Raw genomic sequence first — 23196 nt, forward strand, 5'->3', positions numbered from 1 at the left:
GATGTGATGTGCACGACGAAGACCGGCCCGGCCTGCACGTAACGGCTGGGGAGGCGTAGCCTTGATTTCCGCTGTCCATCACCTTGTGAAGCGGAAGAGGGCGGTTGCCGCCGTGTCGTCTCAGTCCCCCAGTAACTCGAGCATCTCGACCGATCAGGAAGCAGGCTCCGGGTCCAACCCGGCGGCTGCGTTCGGCCCCAATGAGTGGCTCGTCGACGAGATCTACCAGCAGTACCTCCAGGACCCGAATTCGGTCGACCGCGCCTGGTGGGACTTCTTCGCCGACTACAAGCCGGGCACGTCCGGCACGGCGGACAAGCCCGTCCCCGCATCCGCGGGAGCGGTGACCCCGGCCCCGGCCGCCACCGCCGCGAACACCGTGAACAACGCCGCTCCGGCGCAGGCCCCGGCTCAGGCCCCGGCCGCGCCCCCGGCTGCTCCGGCCAAGCCCGCGGCAGCCGCTCCGGCGGCTCCGGCGCAGGCTCCCGCCGCTCCCGCGAAGGCAGCGCCCGCCAAGGCCGCCCCGGCGGCCGCGAAGAAGGACGCCCCCGCCGAGGCGCCGGGCGGCCCGGAGTTCGTCACGCTGCGCGGCCCGTCGGCCGCCGTCGCGAAGAACATGAACGCCTCTCTGGAACTGCCGACGGCCACGTCCGTGCGCGCCGTGCCGGTGAAGCTGCTCTTCGACAACCGCATCGTCATCAACAACCACCTCAAGCGCGCCCGCGGCGGGAAGATCTCCTTCACGCACCTCATCGGGTACGCGATGGTGCAGGCCCTCAAGGCCATGCCGTCGATGAACCACTCCTTCACGGTGAAGGACGGCAAGCCGACCCTGGTCAAGCCGGAGCACGTCAACCTCGGTCTGGCCATCGACCTGGTGAAGCCGAACGGCGACCGCCAGCTGGTCGTCGCGGCCATCAAGAAGGCCGAGACGCTCAACTTCTTCGAGTTCTGGCAGGCCTACGAGGACATCGTCCGCCGTGCGCGCGTCGGCAAGCTCGGCATGGACGACTTCTCCGGCGTCACGGCCTCGCTGACCAACCCCGGCGGCATCGGCACCGTCCACTCGGTGCCCCGCCTGATGCCCGGACAGGGCCTCATCATGGGCGTCGGCGCGATGGACTACCCGGCGGAGTTCCAGGGCACCTCGCAGGACACCCTGAACAAGCTCGGCATCTCGAAGGTCATGACCCTGACCTCGACGTACGACCACCGGGTCATCCAGGGCGCCGCGTCCGGCGAGTTCCTGCGCGTGCTGTCCCAGCTGCTGCTCGGCGAGAACGAGTTCTACGACGAGATCTTCAAGGCGCTGCGCATCCCCTACGAGCCGGTGCGCTGGCTCAAGGACATCGACGCCTCGCACGACGACGACGTCACCAAGGCCGCGCGGGTCTTCGAGCTGATCCACTCCTACCGGGTCCGCGGCCACGTCATGGCCGACACCGACCCGCTGGAGTACCGCCAGCGCAAGCACCCCGACCTGGACATCACCGAGCACGGCCTCACCCTGTGGGACCTGGAGCGGGACTTCGCGGTCGGCGGCTTCGCCGGCAAGACGATGATGAAGCTCCGCGACATCCTCGGCGTCCTGCGTGAGTCGTACTGCCGCACCACCGGCATCGAGTTCATGCACATCCAGGAGCCGAAGGAGCGCAAGTGGCTCCAGGACCGGGTGGAGCGTCCGCGCCCCGCTCCGGAGCGCGAGGAGCAGCTGCGGATCCTGCGCCGCCTCAACGCCGCCGAGGCGTTCGAGACGTTCCTGCAGACCAAGTACGTCGGCCAGAAGCGGTTCTCGCTGGAGGGCGGCGAGTCCGTCATCCCGCTGCTCGACGCGGTCATCGACTCCGCCGCCGAGGCCCGCCTCGACGAGGTCGTCATCGGCATGGCCCACCGCGGCCGGCTGAACGTCCTGGCGAACATCGTCGGCAAGTCGTACGCGCAGATCTTCCGGGAGTTCGAGGGCAACCTCGACCCGCGGTCGATGCACGGCTCCGGTGACGTCAAGTACCACCTGGGCGCCGAGGGCACCTTCACCGGCCTGGACGGCGAGCAGATCAAGGTCTCGCTGGCCGCCAACCCCTCGCACCTGGAGGCGGTCGACCCGGTCCTCGAGGGCATCGCGCGCGCCAAGCAGGACATCATCAACAAGGGCGGCACGGACTTCACGGTCCTGCCCGTCGCGCTCCACGGCGACGCGGCCTTCGCGGGCCAGGGCGTCGTCGCCGAGACGCTCAACATGTCGCAGCTGCGCGGCTACCGCACCGGTGGCACCGTGCACGTGGTGATCAACAACCAGGTCGGCTTCACCGCCGCCCCGGAGTCCTCGCGTTCCTCGATGTACGCCACGGACGTGGCGCGCATGATCGAGGCGCCGATCATCCACGTCAACGGCGACGACCCGGAGGCCGTGGTCCGCGTCGCGCGCCTCGCCTTCGAGTACCGGCAGACGTTCAACAAGGACGTCGTGATCGACCTCATCTGCTACCGCCGCCGCGGTCACAACGAGGGCGACAACCCGGAGTTCACCAACCCGCAGATGTACACCCTGATCGACAAGAAGCGCTCGGTGCGCAAGCTCTACACCGAGTCCCTCATCGGTCGCGGCGACATCACGCTGGAAGAGGCCGAGCAGGCGCTCCAGGACTTCCAGGGCCAGCTGGAGAAGGTCTTCGCGGAGGTCCGCGAGGCCACCTCGGCGCCCTCCCAGCCGCATGTCCCGGACGTGCAGGCGGAGTTCCCGGTCTCGGTGGGCACCGCGATCTCCTCGGAGGTCGTGAAGCTGATCGCCGAGTCGCAGGTGAACATCCCCGACGGCATCACGGTGCACCCGCGCCTGATGCCCCAGATGCAGCGCCGCGCCGCCTCGGTGGAGAACGGCACGATCGACTGGGGCATGGGCGAGACCCTGGCCATCGGCTCGCTGCTGATGGAGGGCACCCCGGTCCGGCTCGCCGGCCAGGACACCCGCCGCGGCACCTTCGGCCAGCGTCACGCGGTGCTCGTCGACCAGAAGACCGGCGAGGACTACACCCCGCTGCTCTACCTCTCCGACGACCAGGCCCGTTACAACGTCTACGACTCGCTCCTCAGCGAGTACGCGGCGATGGGCTTCGAGTACGGCTACTCGCTGGCCCGCCCGGAGTCCCTGGTCATCTGGGAGGCGCAGTTCGGTGACTTCGTCAACGGCGCCCAGACCGTCGTGGACGAGTTCATCTCCTCCGCCGAGCAGAAGTGGGGCCAGACGTCCGGCGTCACCCTGCTGCTCCCGCACGGCTACGAGGGCCAGGGCCCGGACCACTCGTCCGCCCGCCCCGAGCGCTTCCTGCAGATGTGCGCCCAGGAGAACATGACGGTCGCGATGCCGACGCTGCCGTCGAACTACTTCCACCTCCTGCGGTGGCAGGTGCACAACCCGCACCACAAGCCGCTGATCGTCTTCACCCCGAAGTCGATGCTCCGCCTCAAGGCGGCCGCGTCGAAGGTGGAGGAGTTCACCACCGGCGGCTTCCGCCCGGTGATCGGTGACGAGTCGGTCGCGGCCGAAGCCGTCCGCAAGGTCGTCTTCGTCTCCGGCAAGCTCTACTACGACCTCGACGCCGAGCGCGAGAAGCGTGGTGACACGGAGACGGCGATCATCCGTCTGGAGCGTCTGTACCCGCTGCCGGGTGCCGAGATCCAGGCCGAGATCGCCAAGTACCCGAACGCCGAGAAGTACCTGTGGGCACAGGAGGAGCCGGCGAACCAGGGTGCGTGGCCGTTCATCGCGCTCAACCTGATCGACCACCTGGACCTGGCCGTCGGCGCCGATGTGCCGCACGGTGAGCGCCTGCGCCGCATCTCGCGTCCGCGTGGCTCGTCCCCGGCGGTCGGCTCGGCCAAGCGCCACCAGGCCGAGCAGGCTCAGCTGGTCGCCGAGGTCTTCGAGGCCTGATCAGCGGCTGTACGTCACCGGAGGGCCCGGCCCCGCGAGCGTCTCGCGGGGCCGGGCCCTCCGGCGTCACGGGGCGCCGTAACCCGTCGTGCGCGCCGCCTCAGATCATCTGCGGCTCGAAGTCCCAGAAGGGCCGGTTGCGCGAGCGGGCGGAGACGGTGTGCACGTGCTGCGCGCCGAGGCTCGACGCCAGGTCGCCCAGGGCCTCGCCCTCGATCTTCTCCGCCCGGGTGCGGTCCCGCAGCGCCCTCAGGTCGGCCGCGTACGCGATCCTGGCGGACAGGGTCAGCGGGTGGGTGCGGCCCATGACCTCGGTGGCGCGGTTCATCGTGGACTCGGTGAGCTCGGCGGCGGCCTCCGGGTCCCCGACCAGGTTGCGCAGCGCCGAGGCGTTGATCGCGCAGCCCAGGGTCCAGGGGTGGTGCTCCCCCACCGCCCGGGTCATGTCGGCGAGTGCGTGCTCGATGAGCAGGTGGGCCTGGTCCCGCTCGCCGACGTTGCGCAGGATCAGCCCGTGGTTGGCGCGGATGCCGGCGAGGTACGGGTGGTCCTCGCCGAGCATCATCCGGTACCCGTCCATGACCCGGTCGCTTATGGCCCTGGCCTGGTCCACGTCCGCGTGCTCGCGGGCGAAGCAGCTCTGGCCCGCCGAGAACATGAGGGTCAGGGGGTCGCTCTCGCCGAGCACCCGCTCGGCCCGTTCCAGGACGCTGGTGAGCGCCGTCCCTGCCCTGCCCCGGTCGCCTCGGCGGTAGCGGCAGAGCGCCAGGTTGTACTCGGCGATCAGTGTCTGCGGATTGTCCTTGCCCAGGGTGGTGCGGTGGAGCTCGGCGCTCTGGGCCTGGAGGGACTCCGCCTCGCCGTAGCGGCCCAGGAGGCGCAGGTCCGTGGTGTAGCTGATCTCGGAGAGGAGGGTCCAGTGGTGGCGTGGCTTGAGGAGCAGGCGCCGGGCCTCCAGGGTGCGCCGGTTGAGGTCCCTCGACTCCTCGTACCGTCCGAGCAGGCGCAGCGAGACGGCCAGGTTGTTCTGGGCGTTGACGGTGCGTGAGTCCTGGTCGCCGAGCAGGTCACGGTAGGCGACGAGGAGCCAGGTGGACAGCTCCAGTGCCTCGTCGTAGCGGCCGAGCCCCCGCAGGTCCGCGGCGAGGCCGGTCGCGGCCCTGAGGTGGTTGAGGTCCTGCGGTCCGCGCTCCTGGCGCAGATGGTCGACGACGACCCGCTCCATGGCCTCGGTGACCGCGTAGTCGCCGACGGCCCTGAGGAGGTTGGCGTAGTGGTAGCTGACGTCCCACACGCGGGGGTGGGTCTCGCCGAGCAGCTCCCGCCAGGCCTCCAGGGCGCGTTCACCCAGCTTGATGCCCGCGCGGTACTCCCCCGAGCAGTACATGTAGCGCAGACAGTTGAGGGTCAGGTTCTGGACGGCCGGATCGGTGCTCTCCAGGACCTCTGCCCACTTGAGGTGCGGAACGATCTCGGCGTACGCGGGCCAGAAGAGCGCCTCCATGGGACGGCCGGGGTCCGCGGCGGCCAGTGCGCGGCGGACGACGTCGACGAACTCCCCGCGGTCGGGTCCGCGCATGTCGAGCCCGAGGACCTTGTGCACCATCCGGTGCAGGTAGATCGACTCTCCGGAGGACGCGTCCTCGGTGCCCGACTCGTGCGACTCCAGCCGGACCACGGAGTACTGCCTCAGCCGGCCGACCGCCCGGTTCCACAGCACCGGATCGTTCATCAGGCGGGAGAGCTGCTCCGGGACATCCCCGGGCGGCATCTCCTTGAGCAGCCGTACGGGGATGGAGCCGGGGGCGAAGAAGCTGCACAGACGGAGCAGGTCGACGGCCTCGGGGACGGTCTCCTTGAGCTGGTTCAGCAGTATCGACCAGGCGGTCTGGAAGGCCAGCGGGAAGTCCGCGGAGACCTTGACCACGTCCCCCTCGATGCCGTTGTCGAGCAGCTGGATGTACTCCCGTACGGACATGTCGGAGTCGTTGAGCCAGCCGGCCGTCTGGTCGAGCAGCAGCGGGAGGTCGCCGAGCGCCCCGGCCAGTTCGTCGGCCTCGGTCTCGGTGAGCCTCGGGGCCCGGCGGCGGACGAAGGAGACGGACTCGCCCCGGTCGTACTCGGGCACCCTGATCAGTGAGCTGTTGTACTCGCCCCACTCGGTGTTGCGCGACGTGATCAGCACATGGCCCGGTCCGTTCGGCACCAGGTCGCTGATCTGGTCCGGCTCGTCGGCGCCGTCCACGACGAGGAGCCAGCGGGAGTGCGGTTCGCCGCGCCGCAGGGCGTCGCGCACGGCGCGCAGCCGCTCCCCGTACTCGGCACCGGTGCTCAGGCCCAGCTCCGGGGCGAGTTCGGCGAGCTTCTGGCGGTAGAGGGCCCGCCGGTCGGCCGGGACCCACCAGACCACGTCGTACTCCGCGTTGAAGCGGTAGACGTACTCCGCGGCCAGCTGGGTCTTGCCGACGCCGGACATCCCGTGCACGGTGACGACACCGGCGCCGGGGCCCGCGTCCTGGAGGGTGCGGTAGACGTTGCTGAGCAGGGCCTCGCGGCCCGTGAACCGCGTGTTGCGGCGCGGGACCCCGCCCCACACCTCGGGGGTGACGGCCGGGTAGCGCGGTGCCGGTCGCCCCCCTTCGGGCCGCGGCAGCGGCTCGTCGGGCAGTTCGAGGTGGGCGAGCAGGCGCCGCTCGGCGTCGTCCTGGCCGGTGTTGGTCAGGTCGGCCGCGGCGAAGACCGAAGTGGCGCCGGGAAGGGCCGAGGTGGTGACGGAGACCGCGGCGAAGCGGCCCGGGTCCGGGGCGACCACCGCGCGCAGCGCCCTGTTCCACTCCTCCTGGCTGCGGGGACCGAGCTGGAAGTACCACTCGCTGAGGACGACGAGGATCCGGCCGGGGGCGAGCATCAGGTTCCGGAGCTCGTCCTCCAGCGCGGTCCCGGCCTGCGGGTCCCAGCGCTGGTAGCCGACCCGCACCCCGCGCCGTTCGAGGCAGTCCCCGATCCAGGTGGCCCAGGCCCGGTTGAACCCCGCGAAACTGATGGTGACGGAATGTGCTCCGGCCGCCCCAACGTGCTTATCTGGTACGGGCATTCAACCGTCTCCCTGCATCGTTACAAGCCTTGTCAACATACACCGGCGACCTTGCGGGAACCTCGCGTTCCTGCCCGGCGGGCGCGGTTCTTCACAGCTGCCCGGAGCCGTTCCTCTGCTGCCATATCACCCGGGCCGTACCCACGTAGGCCCTCGCGCGGGCCTGGTGCCCCGTGGGAGCCGGAGATTCCGCCAGACGGTGGTAGAGGCTGATCAACTCGTTGACGACCACGCGTCCCTCCCGCGTCAGCCCGCCCGATCCGGCCAGGACCGGCAGTACGGCGCCCACCTGTTCATGGCAGCGGGCGTGCTCGGTCCAGGCCAGGTCCCGCTCCCCCGCGCTCTCCGCGGCCAGCGCGCACCGCTGCCAGTAGCCGGCGAGGGCGGCGTGCGACACGGCGCCCTGCAGCAGGCCGTCGAACGGCCGGGGGTCGGGGCGCCAGGGCGCGAAGTGCCGTGCCTCCGGGCCCTCGTGGTGCAGCGGTACGAGGGCGGTGAGCGCGGCCAGCTTGGTGTGCTGCAACTCGTGCACGAGCGTGGAGGCGAAGTACCCGGAGGTGCCGGGGCGGCTGCTGAGCACGGCGCCGAACGCCTCGCGGCGGGTGCCGCTGCAGTGCGACGCGCTCCCGCCCGTCCGTCCGGAGCCGGGTGGCGGGGCGAGCGGAACCAGGCAACGGAGCAGGACCGCCGCTTCGGTGAGCCGGTGACCGCCCCCGGCGCGGAGCCGGTCGGCGACCCCCGCCCATGACTCCGCCCAGCCCGCCCGGGCCCGGTCGTCGAGGCGCACGGCGCCGCTCAGGCCGTGGGCTCCCGGGCCGCCGTCCGCCGTGCGATGGGGATCGAAGTCGTCGAGGGGGACCGGCGCCGCGCCGGGCACCAGGGGCGGCAGCACGTGGACGGGCCGCCACCGCGGGTCGTGGGGGTGGCGGCCGTCGGTCACGGGGCGCACCACGATGTCCGTCCCGCCCTCGCTCCGCACGGCCAACACCCCGTCCGCGTGACTCAGGTCGACCTGGCCGCGGCCGGTTCGCAGAGCCCCCAGGGTGGGCAGCGGGAGTGTGCTGCCGCGCACGGTGAGCCGGATGGTGAACGGCATCCGCGCCCGGATCGCGGCCGCGGCGGCGATCGCCCCGAAGTGGGCCATATCGGCCAGGAGTTGCGGGGTGGTCGCGCCGGCGCCGAGGCCGGACAGGCAGCGCCGGCCCCAGGGGCCCACCAGCGGGTGGAGCAGCACGGAGCGGGCGGCGGCGCGGTCGGCGCGCTCGGCCGCCTCCAGCAGCGCCCAGTCGTCACGGAGGCGGTGGCGCAGGGCAGGTGGGCAGACCGCGTCCGGGGCCTGGTCGGCGGCGTCGAACAGGGCCCGCAGGAGGAGGAAGCGGCGCGTGTCCTGGTCGTGCACCAGAAGCCCGAGGGCGTGGGCGTCACCCTCGGTACGGCCCAGCGCGCGCAGTTCGCGGTCGGAGAGGGCGGGGGTCACGGCCCGTCTCCTGTGACGGCGTCGGCCAGCCGGGCCGCGATGTGGCGGATCAGCCGTTCGAGGTCGGCGCAGTAGACGGACGGGTTCACGAAGCCGTGTCCGGCGCGGTAGCGGTGGGCGTAGTGCCCGCCGCCGCAGACACCGAGCAGCGGGCAGGCGCGGCACGCGGGGGCGAGCGCGCCCGCGCCTGCCTGACGGGCGGCGATGCCGGGGTGGCTCAGCGCCTCGTCGAAGCTGTGGCGGAAGACGTCGAGCCCGGTCTCCGCGGCCGTGTCGTAGGCGGACTTGAGGGAGTCGACCTGTTCGATGCTTCCGTCGGTCTCCACCACGACGGCGTTGACGGGGTCGAGTCCGAGGGACTCGGTGGCGGCGGGCAGGCCCAGCAGGAGGGCCAGGCACTCCTCGAAGAGGCGCACCCGGGTCTCCCGGCGTCCGGCCCGCCACCAGCGGTCGAAGACGGCGCACAGCCAGTCCCCGTACGGGGCCGGGCGGGGAGCCGCCGCACCGGGGCCCGCCCCCTCGTCCCTGACCCGGTCGGACAGACCGGGCGGCGGGGTGGTCCAGTTGCCGTGCGGGAGCAGCAGGTCGACGGCCGGGGGCCGCAGGGCGAGCAGCGACTCGTACACCTCGACCGGGTCGGTGTCCGGGTCGACGACGGTGAGGATGCCGGCGTAGGCGTCGGGGTGGCGGGCGGCGAGCAGCCGGGCGCCTCGCGAGGCCGCGGGCCAGGAAGGGCGTCCGGCGTGGTCGGTACGGCGGGAGTTGTGGGCGGCGAGGCCTCCGTCGAGGCTGATGCCGACGCGTATGCCGTGCCCGGCCAGGGTCGCGGCGCGCGCGTCGGTGAGGAGCGTGGCGTTGGTCTGGAGGGTGGTGCTGACGGTGCAGGGGTCCGGGACCCGTTCGCGGACCAGGCCGGCGAGGGCGCCCAGCCGGTCCACTCCCGCGAGGAGGGGTTCGCCACCGTGCAGGACGAGCGAGATCCGCTTGAGGCGATGCGTGGCGGCGTGTTCGGCGACACGTGCGGCGGCGCGGTCCAGCACGGCGTCGGACGCGGGGCCCGGACGGTCCCGCCAGGTGTTGTCCGGGCCCTCGTAGAGGTAGCAGTAGCGGCACGCGAGATTGCAGCGGCCGTGCACCTTGATGATGAACTGCCCGAAGGGAACGGGGGTCACCGGACCGGCGGGCGGCACCGTCGCAGGGGTCGTCCTCTCCGATCCGGACACTCCGGCCCCCTCGAAGTGCTGTCGCCCGCGGGGCCGGTCACAGCGCGCTGGTGAAGCCCCACAGCGTTTCCTGCGGCGCTCCCGCCCGGCACCGCAGGTCCGCGACCACCGAGGCGAGGACCGGGTGGTCCATCGTCCGGAGGGTTTCGAGGTCCAGTTGCAGCAGGTCGGGCAACGGCTCGCCCCCTGCGTACGGCTCCCGTGGTGCATCTGCTCCGCCTTCGCGCGCGGACTGACTCATCGCGACTCCCCGTCGACGTCGTACCCGGCTCACCACCGTGCGCTCGCTCGTGAGCGCACGGCCCTGACACAAGTGGTACTGAGCGTGCCCGTCGGCGTTCCCCGTCGAACGCTCATCGCTCCAGCGCCTCCAGCCGACGGTCCGTCGACTCGCCCGCCGGGCCGCCCGCGTCCGGCAGTTTGCGCCATTCGAGACGGGCCGCCCGGTACGCGTCGCGCGCGGCCCTGGGACGCCCCGCCTCTTCATAGGTCATACCCCGCCAGTGGTTGGCTGTAGCAGCCAATTCCACTGCTTGTCCGATCAGTTGTGGAACCTCAAGCTCCTCTTCCGCGGCCCTGGCGGCCTCGGAGGCCGTGCGGAAGGCCTCCGCCGCCTCGTCGAGACGGGTGGACCTGCCGAGGCTGTGGTAGGCGTCGAGATGGGACCGCCCCAGTTCCAGCCTGCACTCCGCCTCGGTCAGCGGATCGCGGGCCTCCCTCGCGGCGAGATCGAAGAGGTGCTCGGCCTCGCGCAGGTCCACGGGGTCGCCGGTGGCCCGGTGGCGAAGCATCAGGGCCCTGCCGAGCATCAGCAGCCGGCCCGCCTGGCGCGGGCTGCCGCCGGCGGTCTCCGTACGGCAGTCGCGCAGGACCCGGACGGCGTCGCCGATGTAGCGGTCGCCGTCGGGCAGTCCGGCGCGCCTCAGCAGGGCGCTGCCCCACTCGGCGAGCAGGTCGGCGTGGTCCCGGGAGTCCCTCGGGACGCTGCGCGCGGCGCGCTCGAACCATGCCGCGGCCAGGACCAGTTCCGACGGGTCGCCGGTGTGCTCGTGGCGTGCGACGCGGATCCGGCCCGCCCTCGCCCGGAGCGGGGCCCGCATGCGCTGGTCGTGCACCGCCTCCAGGGCCTGTCCGACCAGGTTCGACGCTTCCTCCGGATCTCCTCCGCAGCCCAGCAGGGCGTCCACCAGGTCCAGCAGGACCCGTGTCCGGGTGTCGCCGGTGTGCTGGGCGGCGCCGGCCTCGAACGCCGTGCGCAGCGACCGCGCCGACTGGCGGGCGTACACCCGGGACTGCTCGGCGTCGCTGGTCGCACCGGCCAGCCGCAGCAGGACCCGCCCATGGGCCAGGACCAGGGGCGAGGGACGGTCCTCCTGGTCGGGCCACACGTCGGCGAAGGCCTCCAGCATGCCGACGGCCGCCTGCAGCAGCGCGGGGTCACCTCCCAACCGCCATTGCGCCTCCAGGGCGCGCACCCGCTCCAGGGTGAGGCGCAACGCGCTTCCCGGGTCCAGGTCCGGGTCCGCGCAGGCCACCGTGTACTCGCGATCCGCTCGGCGCAGCAGTTCCAGGGCGCCGCGGCGGTCACCGCGGCGCCGCCGGTCGTCGGCGGCAACGTGCAGAACTCTGGCCAGGACCGCCCGTTCGGCCACGGCTCCGGGGTGGCCCGCGGCACGCTCGGCGGCGCGCTCGGCCTCGTGCAGCAACTCGTCGCCGCCCCGCACCTCCCAGAGGCGGAGCAGGCAGCGCGCGTACTCGGCCCACAGGGCGGGGCCGGGTTCGGACCGCTCCCGGCCGGTGGCTCCGCGCAGCATCTGGACCGCGTCGATCAGATACTGCACCATGCCGTCGGACTCGAACTGACGCACGAGGTCGCGTGCGGCGGCGACGGCGGTGGCCCCCGCGGGGTCGGGGCGCCGGGAGCCCTGCGTACCGTCGGGTCGGGCGAAGCGGTCGGGCAGCGGCATGAAGCGCTTCAGCACCTGGGCGGCGACCTCGGCGAAGGGGTGCGGGACCTGGGGCGGAGTCGGCGCACCGCCCGGCGTGTCCGTTTCGATTCCACCGGCCCCGGGGTCGTCCGCCTCGTCCTGGTAAGGCGGGCCGGCGGGGTACGACGGTGCGCTGTACCTGCCGTCGCCGAGCTGGGCCAGGGCCAGGGCCGGGAAGTTGGGTCCCGCCCTCCCGAAACGCTGCTCGATGTACTCCGAGCAGTGCTTGAGCACGAGCTTGGCCTCGTCCCGGCCCAGCGAGCCGAGCAGTGCCTCCTGGACACCCGGTTCGATCGCGTACCACTGCCCCTGTTCCGCCGCGTCGACCCCGGTGCGGGTCAGCAGCCCGCTCAGCAGGACCTCGGCAAGCTCGGAGGGGCCCGAGTCCGGCAGCATGGTCCGCTGCACCAGTTGCATCACGGGGAGGCAGAGCGGTGCGGCGGCGAGGTAGACCGCCAGCTGCCCGGCGGCCGGGGAGGCCGACGAACGGAACCGGCTGACCAGCTGGAGCGAGGACGGCCGGGCGCCGCCTCGTGGCGCGGGGGCCGCCGGCTGGTCCGCGCGCACCCGGGCGACGGCACCGTAGATCCGTCCCGCACCGGTGCCGGAGAGCAGCCTGGCCCAGCCGGCCAGCGCACCCGCGACGGGCGGCAGCACGGGAACGGCCAGCGACCCGTCGTGTCCCGGCAGGAGCGCCCCGGACTCATCGGTCACCCTGAGCGTGGCGGCCCCGCCGATGCCGTCGCCGCGCGACAGGACGCCGTAGCTGACGGGCAGTCTGGTGCGGTTCCACAGTCGCTGCGGCAGTGGCTGCAGTACGGCGGTGGGGGTCTGCCGGGTGAGGTGGTGCAGGAGCCGGTGCGCCTGCCCGTTGCGCCAGACGGGCCCGGTGCAGTCGCTGACCACCACGGTGACACGGCGGCCCGTGGGATCGCTGAGCCGGTCCGCGGAGTGCAGGGGGGCGGCGGCCGGATCGGCACTCCGGCTCACCGCCGGCGCCCCGTCAGGGCCCTCGTGCAGATAGCGCACCTGTACGTCCCTGAAGGCTCCCAGCTGGGCGAATATCGACTGGAGTTCGGTGAACATGCGGTCCCAGACACGCATCGAGGACGAGGCGTCCATGACGCACTGAAGAAGCGCGTCGGCTCGGGACACCCCTCGGAACACCGGAATGACCAGCCCGCCCGTCCGGGCGCTGAGCTCCGCCGTCGCCGACTCGTCCAGGGTGCTGCGCCGGGGCGGGGCCCCCGTCCGGTAGCGCTGCAACGGGCGCAGCGCGCGCTGCAGTTCCAGCAGGTCCGGGAGCGACTGCGCGGCGGGCACCCCGAGAGGGAGCACCGTGGCACTCCCCAGGCCGGACCGGAGTGCGCCGCCGGACCGGCCGGGCACGCCGGTGGTGTACGGGACCGGGTAGAGAGCGACGCGCGGGTCCGCGGGCGGCGGACCGTCCGGCTCTCCGTCCGTGTCCTGGTCGGGAGCGGACGGGTCCGGGCCGGGGGGTGCCGGGCGCTCGTCCTTGCCGTGGGTGCTGACGCTCCCGAGGGCCTCGGCGGTGCGGTCCGGCAGCGGACCAGGGGTGGCCGGCGCCTCCGGTGCGTCCGCGCCGGCTGTCTGCCGGGCGAGCCAGAGGACGTCGCAGATCTGTTCCGCGTCGGGGTCGAGCCCGGCCCCGCGCAGCCTGGCGACGAACGCGGGCAGCAGCCCGCTCCCGCCGGCCCCCGGCTCGTCCGGTCCTCCGTTACGGGGGGTGGGCGCGTCCTGGGGGCCGCCCGGTCCGTGCCGTGCCGCGGCATCGGGCATCAGCCGTTCACCTCGGCCGGTCGAGTCGCTGGATGAGCAGGTCGGCGAGCCTGTCGCGGCCCGAGGGCGCGGTCACGTCGGTGAGGTAGACGGCGTTCAGCAGCTGGTCCGTCGCGAGGAGTTCGCCGCGCGAGCGCTCCAGGAAGTGGCTGATGAGATCGTCCCCGGAGCGCGCCGCCTCGTCACCGAGGTGCGCGCGCACGAAGGTGGCCAGTCGCTGGTGGTCGGGGCGGCCGAGCTCCAGGTGGATGCAGCGCCTCATGAGCGGAGCGGGGAAGTCACGCTCGCCGTTGCTGGTGAGGACGACGAAGGGGAAGGACGTGCACTGGACCCTGCCTCCCCTGATCACCGCCTTGTTGCCGTCGTCGTCCAGGACGCGGGCCTCCCCGTCGGGCAGCCTGTCGCTGATGCGCTCCAGCTCGGGGATGGCGAACTCGCCCTCCTCCAGCACGTTGAGCAGGTCGTTGGGCAGGTCGATGTCGCTCTTGTCGAGCTCGTCGATGAGCAGCACTCGCGGCCGGTCGGACGGCAGCAGCGCGGTGCCGAGCGGGCCGAGCCTGATGTAGCTCCCGATGTCGTCCGCGGGGCCCTCCCCGGCCTGCGCCCCGGCTGCCCCGTGTGCGGCGATCTGTACGTCCTGGAGCCGTGCGATGGCGTCGTAGCGGTACAGCCCGTCGAGCAGGGTGGAGCGGCTGACCACCGGCCAGCGCAGCACCTTGCCGAGGCCGAGCTCGTGGGCCACCGAGTGCGCCAGGGTGCTCTTCCCCGCACCTGGGCTCCCGGTGACGAGCAGTGGGCGTCTGAGGTAGAGCGCGGCGTTGATCATCTCCAGCTCCTCGGCGCCCGGCCGGTGCAGCTCGGCCAGATGCCGGTGGCTGCCCAGCCGCCGGTCCGCGGAGCCGTCGGCCTCCTCGGCTCCGCCGGGCGGTGGGCCGGCACGGTTCGCGAAGTCCCGCCAGGGCGGCGGGGAGGGCAGGCGCCCGATCCCCTCGTGCGGTTCGCCGGCCCCTCGGTAGATGAGCCACTCGCTCGGTTCACTCATGGCGTTCCTCCTGTCATGGCGCCTCCAGGAGCTGCCCGGAGCCGGGCAGCGGATGATGCGGGTCGTCGTAGAGCAGGGCGACGCTGTCGGACCAGTACGTCTCGATACGGCCGGCCCGTACAGATTTCCTCAACTCGTGTATCAAGTAGGGAAGTCGGCCACTCACGCCGGCCTGTGCCACCGTGTCGGCGCCACGCCGGTGGAACTCCGTGCAGACGGCCCCGGCCTGCCCCGCGCGCCTCCGCCACAGCACCACGCCGTAGCCCGCGCTCACCACCCGGCCGAGCCCGGCCAGAGCCTCCGCCGGGGAGTGACCGCCGTACTGGCAGAGCAGCGGAACCGTCTCGTGCGCCAGCGTGCGGAGCTCGGCCGTCTCCGGAACACGTACCCGGATACCGGCGACACAGTCGATGACCTCGCCGCGTACCGGGCCCGCCGCCATGCGGTTCCAGCGGACCTTCCGCTCCTTCGCGGACCACTCCTCGTCGTACGCCTCCTGGTCGGCGCACCTGAGGACCACGGGGCGCACGACACCGAGCGGTGGTTCGTGCGGCGCCAGGCACCACTTGTCCACGTCCAGGGTGAACAACGCCCGGTCGGTGGCCACCTGGAGGACGGCCGGGCTGTCCGGCTCGTCACAGCACCTGAAGGCCTCGGCCAGCGGAGCGGCCAACCGGGACGGCAGGTCGGCCAGCGCGGTGCCGTGGGCGTCCTCCGCGACCGGACGGAAGTCGCCGTCGCCCTCACCGACGGCGATGCGCCAGTCGTAGCGTCCCTGCTCCCAGCCACGCAGTTCCAGCGACAGCAGGACGAAGGACCGCGCCGCCGGCGGCTCCGCCGCGCCGGGCCGGGCGTGAGGTGCGCGGCGCCCGGGAACCGGACGGTTGCGGCCCGCGCTCCAGAGCAGATCGAGTTCCTTGCGGAAGCCGCGGGAGAGGCGGTCGTCGGCGGTCCGGCGCACCCACTCCCAGAGGGCCTGGGTGGCCTCCGCGGTGCCCGTGGCCTCGTAGGGGCGGTCGGCGGAGATGACGGCCATGCAGTAGCGCAGGACCAGTTCGAGCGCGGGATCGCCGTCACGCACCTCGTACAGGGCCGCGAGGCCGTCGCGCCAGCCCCGCGGGGCAGGGCGGTGATCGCCGGACCAGACGTCCGGAAGGCTGTCCAGCAGGTCGAGCAGGGCACGCGTGCTGACCGGGGGCGGGATGTCCGCCAGCCGCCCCAGAAGGACGATCCGCTGCCGGGGGCTGAGCGTGTGCCCGGGCCCGGTCGCGAGCTCGCTCTGGGCGTCGACCCAGGTCCGCTCGGTGCCGGCCGTGCTGTCGTGCCGGTCGGCGTGATGACGGTCGTGCGCGTGGAACACCGCGTGGTAGTGATCGGCCCGCCGGTCCTCCGCACCGGCCGGGACCGGGAGGGTACGCAGCCGTTCGATGCCGACCGCCGTGCCGCCCTGTTCGCCCTCGATGCGTGACTTGAGGACGCCGACCACCTCACCCCGGGCCAGGTCGACCACCGGGCCGCCGGACATCCCGGCCTCCATCCAGTCACCGCCCAGCCGGATCTGCTGCCCGTCGTCGGCGGGCCCCCCGAACATGCCCTTCACCGCGCAGTCGCCGCTGACGGCGGCCGGCCTGCCGCCCCTCGGACCGGTCCAGCCCACGTAGTGGACCCTGCCGCCCGGGAGCATGGCGGCGGGCCTCTCCGTCACGTATACGCACGCGTGTTCGGCCGGTTCCAGCAGGCGGATCAGGGCCAGGTCGGGGGCCGGCCAGCCGGGTGCCCGCGGTCCGGTGCCCGGTCCGGTCTCGGGCAGCGTCGCGACGATCGTGCCCGCGACGGCGGTCTCCGCGGCGCTGTGCCGGTCGGGCCTGAAGACCACGTTCACCCCGCCCCCCTCCCCCTGAAGCACCACGTGGGCGCATGTGAGGACCCAGCTGGGTGCGATGAAGAAGCCGCTGCCGAGAAAGCCCGTGTCGGATCCGTCTGGGACATACCCGGGCCCCGGCCGATGGATGCGTACCGTCGCTTCCCTCACGAGGTCCATCAGGGCAAGGGTCGCCCGGTCCCGTCCGCCCTCTGCGCCCCCGCCGGCGGGCTGGGTCATGAACCGTCACCGCCGGGCGCCCCACCGCCGAGGGGATGCACCGGTGCGCCGGTGGAAGCCCCGGCGGACGGCTCGCCCGGCGGAGCGCCGACGGGCGGCGGGGTGGTGGTGGGAGGAGGAGGTGTGGCGGATGGCGGCGTGGCGGGAGGGGGCGTGGTGGGAGGAGGAGGTGTGGCGGTTGGCGGCGCGGCGGGAGGAGAGGTGGAGGGAGGGGACTCTCCGCCGGACCAGGTGAGAGTGACCTTGATCGCGCCCTTGGCCTCGCCGTCCGCGAGGAGTCCGACGACCTTGCCCGCCTTGGCCGTGAGCTCGATGCCGAATTCCACGCTGACCTCGTCCGGCCGTACCGCGCGCAAGGGCTCGGCCAACGAGCGGGCGACGCTCGTGACGACGTCGGCGAGGCTCTCCACCCTCGCCTGGATCCGGTCGGTCAGGTCCTCGTACCCGATGTCCGTGTAGGTCGGCCCCCCTGTGGGTTCCCCCAGCTCCTCAGCGCCGGATATCCGCGCCCAGACCGGTGTACCGTCCGGCATCTCGATGCGCGTGATCCGGGCCACACTGTCACCCATGACACCCCCCGTTCCCCAACTCGTCGCAGATTAGCGGGAGTCCGCAGGCGATGTGGGGCTCATGGAGCACGACGCCGTCCGCGGTACGCCTGTTCCGGGTGTTCTGCCCTGCGCGGCGGCGATGGGAACGCCATTACCCTGAGGGGACACCTACGTCCCCACCCGGAGCGAGCGCACGCATGTACTTCACGGACCGTGGCATCGAGGAACTGGAGAAGCGGCGCGGCGAGGAGGAGGTCACCTTCGAGTGGCTCGCCGAGCAACTCCGCACCTTCGTCGACCTCAATCCCGACTTCGAGGTCCCCGTCGAACGCCTCGCGACCTGGCTGGCCCGGCTGGACGACGAGGACGAGGACGAGTAGTCACCTCCCCCGACGTCCTCCCGCCGGGCTCCTGAGGCGGTTGTACGCGAGTCCCAGCACACCCTGCACGAGAAGGACCATGCCCGCCGTGACCCAGCCGCCGCTACGGCGGCCGGCACCCCACAGGGCGAGCGGGAGACCCACGACGACCTGGGCCGTGGCGGCGGCACGGGCCCGCGGACCGAGCATCCAGGGGCCGAGGCTTCCGCTCTCGACGGCGTCGAGTTCCACGCGAACGGCATCGCGCCAGCCGGCCCATTCGATCTGTTCCGCCTCCGGGAGGATCCCGGCCACCGAGCGCAGCCGGTCGGCGGGATCGCCCGGCGTGAGACCGGGCGGGAGATCCACCCCCGCGCGGGCGAGCACGACGAGCAGCCCCCGCAGCCGGGCATCGGCGTCCGCCTCCGGATCCGCCCGGGTGAGTTCCTCCAGCGCCTGGACGTCCTGGACGGGGTCGAGGCCGAGCCGGAGTGCGGACGTCCGCATGGCCTCCTCCTCGGCGGCGGGGGTGCCGTCGGCGAGCCAGGTGTAGCCGACCGGGCGGCGGAACCCCGAGGCTAGCGTGTAGCCGGACCGGTCCCCGTCCCACCACAGCGCGAGTACCGGCCACGTCGAACCCACCGCGAGGGCCGTGACCCAGCCGCCGACGACGCGGTCGACGGGCTCCACACCTCCGTCGGACGCGGTGCCCCCGCCTGCCGCCGCTCCCCCGCCCCCGTCCTGGCCGTCCTTCCGCCACGGCTTCCCCTCGGGGACGAGCACGCTCCAGCCGGCCCCGGCGGGCACGAGCAGCATGCGCTCCCGCAGGAGGTGGGCCACGGGCCGTACGGTCTCGGGGTCGGCCCGGCACAGCAGCAGGGCACCCACGGATGTCGCGGTCATGTCCCATACGCTAGGGCACTTTGCCCACTTGTGGACCCTTTGATGCACTCATCGACCACCCCTACACGCCCCTTCCGATTCACTCTTGACTTCCCCGATCCGCGATATATCGTGTTCTCAGGAGACGCGATATATTGCGTTACGCCAGCCAGTGGGAGGTCAGATCCATGCCCGAGACGACGTGGACCGTCGCCGAGCCCCTGAGGCTCGCCTTCGACGAGCCCGTGACAGCACTCAACGTGCGGCTCGTCGACGGCACGATCAATGTCGTCGGCACCGACGAGCCGGCCGCCAGGCTGGAGGTGTCCGCGATCGACGGGCCCCCGCTGATCGTGACCCTGCGGGACGGCACCCTCACCGTCACCTACGAGGACCTGCCGTGGCAGGGCCTCCTCTCGTGGCTCGACCGGCGGAGTCCGCGTCGCAGCGCCGTGGTGTCCCTGTCCGTGCCGACGAGGGCGGCGGTGGAGGTCGGAGCGGTCGGCGCCGAAGCGGTCGTCTCGGGAATCAGGGGGCGGACAGAGCTGAGGGGCATCTCCGGCGACAGCACCCTCGTGGGCCTCTCCGGAGCCGTCCGTGCCGAGACCGTGTCCGGCACCCTGGAGGCCCAGTCCGTCACGGGCGACCTCCACTTCACGTCGGTGTCGGGCGATCTGACGGTCGTCGAGAGTGCCGGCACCTCGGTCCACGCGGAATCCGTCACCGGCCACATGCTGCTCGATCTCGACACCTCACCGAAGCCGACCGACATCAGACTGACCTCGGTGTCCGGCGAGATCGCCGTCCGGCTGCCACATCCGGCGGACGCGAGGGTCGAGGCGAACACCGCCGGCGGCACCGTGTCCAGCGCCTTCGAAGACCTGCGCGTGGGCGGCCAGTGGGGCGCGAAGAAGATCACCGGCACCCTGGGAGCGGGCACGGGCAGGCTGAAGGCGACCACGGTGTCGGGTTCCATCGCCCTGCTGCGCCGCCCACCCGTCCAGGACCACGCGCACGATGCCGAGCCGACCGGAAAGGTGCTCTGACATGGCCCCCGTATTCGCCCACGGCCGTCTGCGCCTGTACCTGCTCAAACTGCTGGACGAGGCCCCCCGCCACGGGTACGAGGTGATCCGCCTCCTGGAGGAGCGCTTCCAGGGGCTGTACGCGCCGTCGGCCGGCACCGTCTATCCCCGGCTGGCCAAACTCGAGGCGGAAGGCCTGGTCACCCACGCCACCGAAGGCGGCCGCAAGGTCTACTCCATCACCGACGCCGGGCGCGCCGAGCTGGCCGGCCGAAGCGGCGAACTGGCCGATCTGGAGCTGGAGATCCGCGAGTCCGTCTCCGAGCTGGCCGCCGAGATCCGCGACGACGTACGGGGCGCGGCGGGCCAGCTCCGCAGCGAGATGCGCGCTGCGGCCTCCGAGTCCCGGCATGCCTCGGCCGGCGGCCGGAGCGGCTGGGACGCCGGTCTCGGGGACACGGATGCCTGGCGCACGGCGAAGGAAGAGCTCCGCAAGGCCAAGCAGGAATGGAAGGAACAGGCCCGCAGGGCGAAGGACGAGTCCCGTAAGGCCCGCGAGGACGCCGACCAGGCCCGCCGTCAGGCCCAGGAGGCGCACGAGAAGGCTCGGGAGCAGGTGCAGAACGCCGCACGCCAGGTCCAGGAGCACTTCGCGCGGGGCGACTGGCCCGCCGGGGTGCGGGACGGGCTCGCCGAGATCACCGGCCAGCTCGGCGGCTTCGCCAAGACCGGCACCTGGCCCTCGTACAGCCGTCCGGCACCCGAAGAACCGGACATCGAGTGGGCCGCCGACGCCACGAGCACCGGCGACGCCGCCCGGGACCTGGACCGCCTGCTGGACCGCTTCCGCGACGACATCCGCGACGCGGCCCGGGACCGCGGCGTCACCGAGGCACAGCTCGCGGAGGCGCGCCGTCACCTGGCCGGGGCGGCGACCCGCATCGACTCACTGCTGCGCGGTACGCCCGACGAGACGGCGGCGGGCCCCTCCGGCAGGTGACGAACCGCTCGTCGCCCGGCCGGACATCCTGGCCGGGCGACACCGCGGCCAGGCCGGCGTCGCGCCCCGTCGGCTTCACCCGGCCGGGCCGCCGGGCCGGGCCGCCGGTTCAGCTCGCGCGGGCCGGGTCGCCGGTTCAGCTCGCGCGGGCCGTGCCCTGGCCCGTGTCCCCGTACAGTGCCCGCTCCACCGTCGCGTAGGTGGCACCGTGTTCGGCGAGCACATCGGCCACGACACCGGGGCAAGCGGTCAGGGCGAGCAGCAAGTGCTCCTCACCGATGAAGCGGTCGCGGCGGCCGAGGGCGACACGCAGGGACTTCTCCAGGATGCGTTTGGCGCCGGCCGTGAAGGGCCGACGGCCGGTCCACCATCGGCGGTTCGCGCGCCCGCCCGCCAGAACCCCCTCACCGTGAGCCCCTTCGACCCGGGCCACGATCTCGGTGACATCGATACCGATTCCGGCGAGCGCCTCACTGTCGGCCCTGGTGAGCCCTCCGCGGCGGCGGGCATCGTCGAGTGCCGCCTCCACCGAGGCGCGGCGATCGCTGAGTCCGAGGGCAGCGAGGGCGAAGGAGACCCGGCTGCCTTGCTGGTCCAGCAAGGAGAGCAGCAGGTGCCCCTCGGTCACCGAGTCCGCGTCCGTACGCTCGGCATGGGTCACGGCGCCGGTCACGGTGGCCCGGGCACCCTTGGTGAATCGCTCGAACATCAATGCCTCCCGTACTTCTTGTGCACGGCCTGCCTGCTGACACCCAGCTCGGCAGCGATTTCCTGCCACGACCACCCCTGGACACGGGCACTTCTCACCTGGACGGCTTCGAGTTGCTCGAGCAGCCGCCGCAGTGCGGCGACGGCCCGCAGGCCGACTCGCGGGTCGTGATCACCGGCGCGGGCGGCGAGATCCGTTGCTTCGGTCATGACGTCAACTTACGTTGACATCGGACACCCGTCAACCATCGTTGACATCATCGGTGGAGAGGCGGGCGTGGCGCTCCACGTCGTACCGGACATCGCCGTAGCGGAGCCTCTGCCGTTCGATGCCCTCCGGGACGAAGCCGGCCCGCACGGCTACGGCACAGGAGGCCGGATTGTTCGTCCTGTGGCCGAGCTCCAGCCGGTGGAGACCCAGGTCGTCGAAGGCCCAGCGGGCCAGCGCCCGTACGCCCCCGAGGGCGACACCCGTCCCGCGGGCCCCTTCGACCGTCCAGTACGAGACCCAGCCGGTGTCGTGGACGTGGTTCACCGCCGCGACGGCCACGTGCCCCAGTGGGACCCCGTCCCGCACGACGGCCCAGCCGTAGGCCGTGCCGGCCGCCCGTTCGGCCTCCCGCTCCGCGACCCACTCCAGCGCCTCGGCACCGGTCGTGACGGGCCGGCCCGCCTGCCGCGCCATCTCCGGAGACGAGAAGGCACGGAGAAGTGCCGGAGCGTCCTCGGGCCGCCAGGCCCTCAGGCCGAGGCCGTCCGGTGCCCGCGGCTCCCCCTGGGCGCTCATCAGGTCGTGAGAACGATCTTTCCGAACAGGTCTCCGGCGGCCAGCCGCTCGAAGCCTTCGCGGGCCCGGTCGAGCGGCAGCGTCCCGTCGATGACGGGCCGCACACCGGTGGCCGCGCAGAACGACAGGAGGTCCTCCAGCTCGTCCTTGGAGCCCATCGTGGAGCCGACGACCTTGAGCTCCAGGAAGAAGATGCGGGTCAGCTCGGCGTGCGAGGGGCGGTCACCGCTGGTGGCGCCCGAGATGACCAGGGTGCCTCCGGGGCGCAGCGACTTGACCGAGTGGGACCAGGTCGCGGCACCGACGGTCTCGATGACCGCGTCGACACGCTGGGGCAGCCGGGCACCCGGCTCGCAGGCCTCGACGGCGCCCAGCTCGACGGCCCGCTTGCGCTTGGCCTCGTCACGGCTGGTGGCGAACATCCGGAGACCGGCGGCCCTGCCGAGCACGATCGCGGCGGTGGCCACACCTCCGCCGGCTCCCTGCACGAGGACGGAGTCACCGGGCCGCACCCCGGCGTTGGTGAACAGCATCCGGTACGCGGTCAGCCAGGCGGTCGGCAGACAGGCGGCCTGCTCGAAGGTGAGTTCCTTCGGCTTGGGCAGGACGTTCCAGCTGGGGACCGTGACCTGCTCGGCGAAGGTGCCCTGATAGCGCTCGGTGAGGATGGAGCGCGGCTCGTCCGGGCCGACGCCGTGGCCCGTCTGGCCGATGACGGAGTGCAGGACGACCTCGTTGCCGTCCTGGTCGACACCCGCGGCGTCGCAGCCGAGGATCATGGGCAGCTTGTCCTCACCGAGGCCGACGCCGCGCAGGGACCAGAGGTCGTGGTGGTTGAGCGAAGCGGCCTTCACCCTGACGGTGGTCCACCCGGGCCGCGCCTCGGGTGCCGGGCGTTCGCCCAGTTCGAGCCCGTCGAGGGGCCGGTCACGGTCGATGCGGGCTGCGTAGGCGGCGAACATGGCCACGACGATAGGCCGTGACGCGCCGTGACGTAACCGTTCGAAGGTGTGACACACGCCCCAGCTCACCGCGGGTGGAGCCCCCCGGGGAACGCGTCCGGGGCCGGGGGGGGGGCCGCGCCCGGGGGGGGGGGGGGGGGGGGGGGGGGGGGGGGGGGGGGGGGGGGGGGCGGCCGGGGGGCCCGGGGGGGGGGGGGGCGGGGGGCGGGGCGGGGGGGGGGGGCGCGCCGGGGCGGGGGGGGGGGGGGGGGGGGGGGGGGGCAGGG

17 protein-coding genes are annotated in these 23196 nt (G+C 72.7%); 4 read left to right on the top strand and 13 right to left on the bottom strand.

What is annotated here, in order from left to right:
* Positions 1 to 112: 112 nt before the first annotated feature.
* Positions 113 to 3931, top strand: a complete 3819-nt coding sequence (locus ACIRJR_RS27890; protein WP_403785562.1) for a multifunctional oxoglutarate decarboxylase/oxoglutarate dehydrogenase thiamine pyrophosphate-binding subunit/dihydrolipoyllysine-residue succinyltransferase subunit — start codon at positions 113 to 115, stop codon at positions 3929 to 3931.
* 100 nt (positions 3932 to 4031) lie between these two features.
* Here ACIRJR_RS27890 and fxsT read toward each other — a convergent pair whose 3' ends face one another.
* The 8 genes from fxsT to ACIRJR_RS27930 all read right to left on the bottom strand — a co-directional run bounded on the left by fxsT (position 4032) and on the right by ACIRJR_RS27930 (position 17225).
* Positions 4032 to 7025 (bottom strand): FxSxx-COOH system tetratricopeptide repeat protein, encoded by a 2994-nt coding sequence (fxsT, locus tag ACIRJR_RS27895; RefSeq protein WP_403785564.1) that lies wholly within the window; start codon positions 7023 to 7025, stop codon positions 4032 to 4034.
* A 91-nt stretch (positions 7026 to 7116) separates the two neighbouring features.
* The gene (locus ACIRJR_RS27900) at positions 7117 to 8502 is read right to left on the bottom strand and encodes an aKG-HExxH-type peptide beta-hydroxylase (RefSeq protein WP_403785567.1); all 1386 of its coding nucleotides are present in this window, start codon (positions 8500 to 8502) and stop codon (positions 7117 to 7119) included.
* A complete protein-coding gene (locus tag ACIRJR_RS27905; protein WP_403785570.1) occupies positions 8499 to 9725 on the bottom strand; it encodes an FxsB family cyclophane-forming radical SAM/SPASM peptide maturase in 1227 nt (408 codons plus the stop codon). Before ACIRJR_RS27905 ends, ACIRJR_RS27900 begins: the two co-directional genes overlap by 4 nt.
* A 37-nt stretch (positions 9726 to 9762) precedes the next feature.
* The gene (gene fxsA, locus ACIRJR_RS27910) at positions 9763 to 9966 is read right to left on the bottom strand and encodes an FxSxx-COOH cyclophane-containing RiPP peptide (RefSeq protein ID WP_403785573.1); all 204 of its coding nucleotides are present in this window, start codon (positions 9964 to 9966) and stop codon (positions 9763 to 9765) included.
* 112 nt (positions 9967 to 10078) lie between these two features.
* Entirely contained in the window at positions 10079 to 13513 is a 3435-nt protein-coding gene (locus ACIRJR_RS27915) for an SAV_2336 N-terminal domain-related protein (protein WP_403785575.1), read from the bottom strand.
* Positions 13514 to 13520: 7 nt separating this feature from the next.
* Positions 13521 to 14555, bottom strand: coding sequence for an AAA family ATPase (locus ACIRJR_RS27920; RefSeq protein WP_403785578.1), 1035 nt, complete (start codon positions 14553 to 14555; stop codon positions 13521 to 13523).
* Positions 14556 to 14568: 13 nt separating this feature from the next.
* Positions 14569 to 16656, bottom strand: coding sequence for a trypsin-like peptidase domain-containing protein (locus ACIRJR_RS27925; RefSeq protein WP_403785581.1), 2088 nt, complete (start codon positions 16654 to 16656; stop codon positions 14569 to 14571).
* Positions 16653 to 17225: a CU044_2847 family protein gene (locus ACIRJR_RS27930; protein WP_403785583.1), complete on the bottom strand. Its 573-nt coding sequence runs from the start codon at positions 17223 to 17225 to the stop codon at positions 16653 to 16655. Before ACIRJR_RS27930 ends, ACIRJR_RS27925 begins: the two co-directional genes overlap by 4 nt.
* 179 nt (positions 17226 to 17404) lie before the next feature.
* Here ACIRJR_RS27930 and ACIRJR_RS27935 point away from each other — a divergent pair, with 179 nt between their 5' ends.
* Positions 17405 to 17587, top strand: a complete 183-nt coding sequence (locus ACIRJR_RS27935) for a DUF6104 family protein (RefSeq protein ID WP_003961784.1) — start codon at positions 17405 to 17407, stop codon at positions 17585 to 17587.
* Here the strand turns inward: ACIRJR_RS27935 and ACIRJR_RS27940 are convergent, their stop codons facing one another.
* Positions 17588 to 18469: a hypothetical protein gene (locus ACIRJR_RS27940; protein ID WP_403785586.1), complete on the bottom strand. Its 882-nt coding sequence runs from the start codon at positions 18467 to 18469 to the stop codon at positions 17588 to 17590.
* Between the two features lie 167 nt (positions 18470 to 18636).
* On the opposite strand from ACIRJR_RS27940, the gene ACIRJR_RS27945 reads away from it, so the two are divergent.
* Together ACIRJR_RS27945 and ACIRJR_RS27950 are read left to right on the top strand one after the other, a co-directional pair.
* Positions 18637 to 19494, top strand: coding sequence for a DUF4097 family beta strand repeat-containing protein (locus ACIRJR_RS27945; protein ID WP_403785588.1), 858 nt, complete (start codon positions 18637 to 18639; stop codon positions 19492 to 19494).
* A 1-nt stretch (position 19495) separates the two neighbouring features.
* Positions 19496 to 20473, top strand: coding sequence for a helix-turn-helix transcriptional regulator (locus tag ACIRJR_RS27950; RefSeq protein WP_403785591.1), 978 nt, complete (start codon positions 19496 to 19498; stop codon positions 20471 to 20473).
* Positions 20474 to 20609: 136 nt separating this feature from the next.
* Here ACIRJR_RS27950 and ACIRJR_RS27955 read toward each other — a convergent pair whose 3' ends face one another.
* The 4 genes from ACIRJR_RS27955 to ACIRJR_RS27970 are packed head-to-tail and all read right to left on the bottom strand — an operon-like array spanning position 20610 to position 22930.
* Positions 20610 to 21182, bottom strand: coding sequence for a Clp protease N-terminal domain-containing protein (locus tag ACIRJR_RS27955; protein WP_403785594.1), 573 nt, complete (start codon positions 21180 to 21182; stop codon positions 20610 to 20612).
* Complete coding sequence (locus tag ACIRJR_RS27960; RefSeq protein ID WP_033298277.1) at positions 21182 to 21391, bottom strand: sigma factor-like helix-turn-helix DNA-binding protein; 210 nt, start codon at positions 21389 to 21391, stop codon at positions 21182 to 21184. The genes ACIRJR_RS27955 and ACIRJR_RS27960 overlap by 1 nt, the downstream gene beginning before the upstream one ends.
* A 31-nt stretch (positions 21392 to 21422) precedes the next feature.
* On the bottom strand, positions 21423 to 21968 hold the full coding sequence (locus ACIRJR_RS27965) for a GNAT family N-acetyltransferase (protein WP_403785596.1): 546 nt from the start codon (positions 21966 to 21968) through the stop codon (positions 21423 to 21425).
* Complete coding sequence (locus ACIRJR_RS27970; RefSeq protein ID WP_403785599.1) at positions 21968 to 22930, bottom strand: zinc-binding dehydrogenase; 963 nt, start codon at positions 22928 to 22930, stop codon at positions 21968 to 21970. Before ACIRJR_RS27970 ends, ACIRJR_RS27965 begins: the two co-directional genes overlap by 1 nt.
* Between the last annotated feature and the right edge of the window lie 266 nt (positions 22931 to 23196).

Origin of the sequence: Streptomyces sp. NPDC102402 (genome assembly GCF_044765765.1) — a bacterium.
Lineage (GTDB): Bacteria > Actinomycetota > Actinomycetes > Streptomycetales > Streptomycetaceae > Streptomyces.

What these genes read in the sequence shown, in the direction of transcription:
- ACIRJR_RS27955 (WP_403785594.1), bottom strand. Translation starts at nt 21,182, where the DNA reads ATGTTCGAGCGATTCACCAAGGGTGCCCGGGCCACCGTGACCGGCGCC.
- fxsT (WP_403785564.1), bottom strand. Translation starts at nt 7,025, where the DNA reads ATGCCCGTACCAGATAAGCACGTTGGGGCGGCCGGAGCACATTCCGTC.
- ACIRJR_RS27950 (WP_403785591.1), top strand. Translation starts at nt 19,496, where the DNA reads ATGGCCCCCGTATTCGCCCACGGCCGTCTGCGCCTGTACCTGCTCAAA.
- ACIRJR_RS27970 (WP_403785599.1), bottom strand. Translation starts at nt 22,930, where the DNA reads ATGTTCGCCGCCTACGCAGCCCGCATCGACCGTGACCGGCCCCTCGAC.
- ACIRJR_RS27940 (WP_403785586.1), bottom strand. Translation starts at nt 18,469, where the DNA reads ATGACCGCGACATCCGTGGGTGCCCTGCTGCTGTGCCGGGCCGACCCC.
- ACIRJR_RS27935 (WP_003961784.1), top strand. Translation starts at nt 17,405, where the DNA reads ATGTACTTCACGGACCGTGGCATCGAGGAACTGGAGAAGCGGCGCGGC.
- ACIRJR_RS27930 (WP_403785583.1), bottom strand. Translation starts at nt 17,225, where the DNA reads ATGGGTGACAGTGTGGCCCGGATCACGCGCATCGAGATGCCGGACGGT.
- ACIRJR_RS27925 (WP_403785581.1), bottom strand. Translation starts at nt 16,656, where the DNA reads ATGACCCAGCCCGCCGGCGGGGGCGCAGAGGGCGGACGGGACCGGGCG.
- ACIRJR_RS27945 (WP_403785588.1), top strand. Translation starts at nt 18,637, where the DNA reads ATGCCCGAGACGACGTGGACCGTCGCCGAGCCCCTGAGGCTCGCCTTC.
- ACIRJR_RS27920 (WP_403785578.1), bottom strand. Translation starts at nt 14,555, where the DNA reads ATGAGTGAACCGAGCGAGTGGCTCATCTACCGAGGGGCCGGCGAACCG.
- fxsA (WP_403785573.1), bottom strand. Translation starts at nt 9,966, where the DNA reads ATGAGTCAGTCCGCGCGCGAAGGCGGAGCAGATGCACCACGGGAGCCG.
- ACIRJR_RS27965 (WP_403785596.1), bottom strand. Translation starts at nt 21,968, where the DNA reads ATGAGCGCCCAGGGGGAGCCGCGGGCACCGGACGGCCTCGGCCTGAGG.
- ACIRJR_RS27960 (WP_033298277.1), bottom strand. Translation starts at nt 21,391, where the DNA reads ATGACCGAAGCAACGGATCTCGCCGCCCGCGCCGGTGATCACGACCCG.
- ACIRJR_RS27915 (WP_403785575.1), bottom strand. Translation starts at nt 13,513, where the DNA reads ATGCCCGATGCCGCGGCACGGCACGGACCGGGCGGCCCCCAGGACGCG.